This window comes from Caballeronia sp. (genome assembly GCF_049581465.1).
Lineage (GTDB): Bacteria > Pseudomonadota > Gammaproteobacteria > Burkholderiales > Burkholderiaceae > Caballeronia.
In genome coordinates, this window is record NZ_JBAUSA010000201.1 from 1 (window position 1) to 3795 (window position 3795).

A 3795-nucleotide genomic window follows, 5' to 3' on the forward strand; every position below is an offset into this window, starting at 1 on the left:
GGGTTGACCCTTGGGGCAGGAGCTTTCAGTGGTTACTATGCGATTGACTCTGACTATGTCGCTATACCAGCAATTGTTTTCTCCCAGACGAGCGGCGAACGGCTGTATATATACTACTCAACCGATGGTGGCCATTCTTTCAAAGGGCTTTTGTATGGGGGCTACGGTTTCGGAGCCGATATATTCGTATTGAAAGGGCCAACTTTATATGTGGCTCGTAGAAGCAGTAATCCTCAGACTGGCATATACCTCGCGAGTTCATATGACTTGAGCCGCGACATGCAGGTGGACCAGTTTCAACGCGCACTTCCACCGAACGGCCAAGACTCTGATCCACAACAGGTTCCGAGTAAATTGAAATCACCATCTGGCTCTACTAGATGGACTTGCGATTCCTCTAAGGACAGTGCTTCATAGTGCGGATCTCGGAAGCGAAAAAATGCTAGCCAAACAATGTGGAGTAAAACATCACTGACTAATGCAGCACCGACTTTTATCGCTGAATCAATGTGCGTGCCAGGCGACAATAATGTATGCCTGGTTTCAGTTCCCCGCCCCATGCCCTGTGTGGTGATATTCGTCCACGGCGTCAATTCTGAAGGCGAGTGGTACTCAGACGCTGAAAATGGAATTGTCGATGGGTTGAATGAGCGATTGGGACGCGCTGACCTTCGCATTAATGATTCGAGTAAAGATAAGCGAACACTAATATCGATTGAAAATAGTCCCGTAATCAATTTCTACTGGGGCTACCGTGCGCCCGAAGAACAAACGGCCGCCGGCACGTTCCCATACAAGATTCCGTTGAAGGTACGGGATGGCGCGGCTGCGCCCAATGGCGGGACGTCGTACACGTACTATCCCTATTCGTTCAAGCGGCCCGACACGAACCTTAAGGGCACGTACTACTGGGGTGGTGGTCCGTTCCAGAACGGTACAACGGCACTAAATGCATCGTGGTACGACGGCTTTGATCCCAAGGTGTTTGGTTTTGTCGACGTCGGAAGCCGCACATTCAACCCGGAACCCGATCGGCCACTAAACAAATCGCCGAAGCGAACCTACTACGTCAACGCCTCACTGCGACTGGCCAAGTTGATCGACTCGATCTACGAAAAATATCCGAATGACACTGTCGCGGTGGTCAGTCACAGCCAGGGCACAATGATCGCAGCCCTTGCGATGCTGTACGTCAAGCAATTACCGGACACGCTATTCCTGTGCAATTCACCGTACTCCTTCGAAGACAAGGGCGTTGACGGCATAACGATGGGAGGCAATGCGCCAACAGCAGCCTCGCGCGTTAAAACGTTCTTCAACATCCTCGACCGCTTCAAGGAATCGCAAGGCGACGTCGAGCGAAAAATTACGGAGGAACAGCTTGAGGGCGTTGGCGGCTGGCTCGATATCGAAACGCAAGAGTCTAAGGATGGCCGTTCTATGGCCGAAACAAAGGAAACGGACGGTCCGAGCATCGATTCCGAGCCGTCGTTCGACTATAAGGTCGACCAAAGCGTAAAGTGGAAGCCGACAATCGCAACGGAGGAACCCGTTCCCGGAAAAGAGGATCACCACAATCACGGGCGAGTGTTTGTGTACTGCTCGCCGCACGACCGCGTCATGGGTTCGACCCCGTTGCAGAGCATCGGATGGAAAGGCGTGGACTATCGTTTGCCCGATCCCGATTTGCCGCGAACCAGGGTGAGCCCCTTCGAAAAATACAATGGGGAAGGTAAGCCCGTGCTGTTCCAGCGTCAGTTCATGCGCACGCATTCCGTTGGAAGTACGCCGGATGCCGATGGGCCGAGAACCCCACGTTATCCGAACGACGGACTGCCATTGTGGATTCCACCGTCGCCAAAAGTAGCAAACCTAATCAACGAGATGACTGATATCGGTCGAGAGGAAAGGATATTTGTAAATGCTCCTCGCGTTCCTAATCCTATGCCTGCCGATAAGATGAAGGCATTCAACGAAGGCTTGGCTGAGGATGAAAGCAGTAGAAAAAAGATATCGAAAGATGATGATTTTCCGTACTACAAAGAGCTGATTTACGAGAAGCGGAAATGGGTCGACAACGAACCGTCCGTGTACGAAAACCAACATCGGCAGCACTTGCAGACTGAAGAAGAAGTTGCGCTGGAGATCGACACAACCGACGCCATCCCGACGAATCACAGTACGATTCTGACCTATCTGCAGGGCGAGTTGGTGAAACGGGTGCTTGCTTACGATCTTCCCATTGGGAGGGCAGACAGTTTCAGTGATCGTCCATTCTGGAAAAAGCTGATAAAGGATGCAGATTGGCTTGAATCAGGCAGCGATGAGAACTACGCGCAGGGCGGTGACTTTCAAGCACCACCACCACCGGCTGGAATAGATGTGCAAACTCGTCAGATCGTCATTGATGATGTTGAACGGACCCGGAAGCTGTACGGCATTGGCAAGTAGGGCAAGGCGGGTCGCTGTCGATTTCCCTACCGAGCAGTGACCGCCAATGTAACCCCGGCGTTACCTCAACAGGGAGCGTTGAGAAAAAAATTCAGCGGAGACAAACGCTCACGCCCCCGCCACCCAGTCTCCCGACTTCCCGCCATGCTTCTCCAGCACTTTCACGTTGTTGATGGTCATGCCGCGATCCACTGCCTTGCACATGTCGTAGACCGTCAGCAATCCCACTTGCACGGCCGTCAGCGCTTCCATTTCCACGCCCGTTCGCCCGAGTGTTTCCACGCGGACTTCGCAATGCACGCCGGGCAGGGTTTCATCGATGGAAAAATCCACCGCCACCCGCGTCAGCGCCAGCGGATGGCATAGCGGGATCAGATCGGAAGTACGCTTGGCACCCTGGATGGCCGCGATGCGCGCAACGCCTAACACATCGCCTTTTTTAGCCTTGCCGTCGCGGATCAGCGCGAGCGTGGCGGGCAGCATGGCGATCGATCCGCGCGCTATGGCTACTCGGCGCGTTTCGGATTTATTGCCGACATCGACCATGTGCGCTTCGCCAGAAGCATCGAAATGAGTCAGTCCGGACATGGGTTCTCCTTGAGGGGCGGTCATCTTACCAGCCGCGTGTGGGCGCTTTGAGCGCACGCTAGACAGCTACGATGCCGCCCTCGCCGCCGGGCTTTCGATAAAACCGAACGTTGGTCCGACGTCGCCTCGCGCGATGCGATTCAAGTTCAAATCGATGTCCGCCGCAAAGTGGAATACGCCTCCGGCGTCGTCGAGTGTGGCGTACGTCGAAAACAGGTCGAGGTCGTGATCGTGTAGCGCGGCGATACGCGGCGGCGTGGCGGCGTCGGACAAGAGCACGCCGCCTTCATCGTCGAGCCATGCTTGTGCGGGAATAAAGGACGCGCCGGCATGATCGGTCAATCGCAGCGTGCCATCGGTTTCGCTTAGCCTCACGATCCAGGGCGTATAGCCAAGTTCCACATAAACGCGCTGTGGGCCGTTCTGGAAGAACCATTGACCGTCGGCATCGGCGGCGTAATTGCGGTTGATAAAGCCGAGCAGCGCGTCGTGCCGGATGATGTCGCCGGGAAGTCCCGCCGCTTGCGTGGCATCGTCGCGCATGCGCCACTGGCCGCGCCGGTCGAGCAGCAACCAGCCGGTGCAATGTGGGACGTTGGGCCATTTGGCCAGTGCCTGCTTGACGATTTCATCCATAAGAGGGTCCCGCGTGGGGCGTTTTGGTGGGGTCGGGCGGAGTGTGCGGCAAGGGTGGAGGGGGTGCTGCTAGCGGCGAGTGTGGGGCGAGCATTGAGTCCTTCTGCTAGCGTGGTCGTT

The 3795-nt window shown here is 55.4% G+C and carries 3 protein-coding genes; 1 reads left to right on the forward strand and 2 read right to left on the reverse strand.

Going from position 1 to position 3795, the window contains the following annotated elements:
- Nucleotides 1-453: 453 nt before the first annotated feature.
- Nucleotides 454-2451, forward strand: a complete 1998-nt coding sequence (locus tag WCA53_RS04970) for a T6SS effector phospholipase Tle3 domain-containing protein (protein WP_423906278.1) — start codon at nucleotides 454-456, stop codon at nucleotides 2449-2451.
- Between the two features lie 108 nt (nucleotides 2452-2559).
- Here the strand turns inward: WCA53_RS04970 and moaC are convergent, their stop codons facing one another.
- Complete coding sequence (moaC, locus tag WCA53_RS04975; protein WP_423906281.1) at nucleotides 2560-3039, reverse strand: cyclic pyranopterin monophosphate synthase MoaC; 480 nt, start codon at nucleotides 3037-3039, stop codon at nucleotides 2560-2562.
- A 66-nt stretch (nucleotides 3040-3105) separates the two neighbouring features.
- Nucleotides 3106-3675, reverse strand: a complete 570-nt coding sequence (locus WCA53_RS04980; RefSeq protein WP_423906284.1) for a DUF2946 family protein — start codon at nucleotides 3673-3675, stop codon at nucleotides 3106-3108.
- Nucleotides 3676-3795: the final 120 nt, after the last annotated feature.

What these genes read in the sequence shown, in the direction of transcription:
- WCA53_RS04970 (WP_423906278.1), top strand. Translation starts at nt 454, where the DNA reads ATGTGGAGTAAAACATCACTGACTAATGCAGCACCGACTTTTATCGCT.
- moaC (WP_423906281.1), bottom strand. Translation starts at nt 3,039, where the DNA reads ATGTCCGGACTGACTCATTTCGATGCTTCTGGCGAAGCGCACATGGTC.
- WCA53_RS04980 (WP_423906284.1), bottom strand. Translation starts at nt 3,675, where the DNA reads ATGGATGAAATCGTCAAGCAGGCACTGGCCAAATGGCCCAACGTCCCA.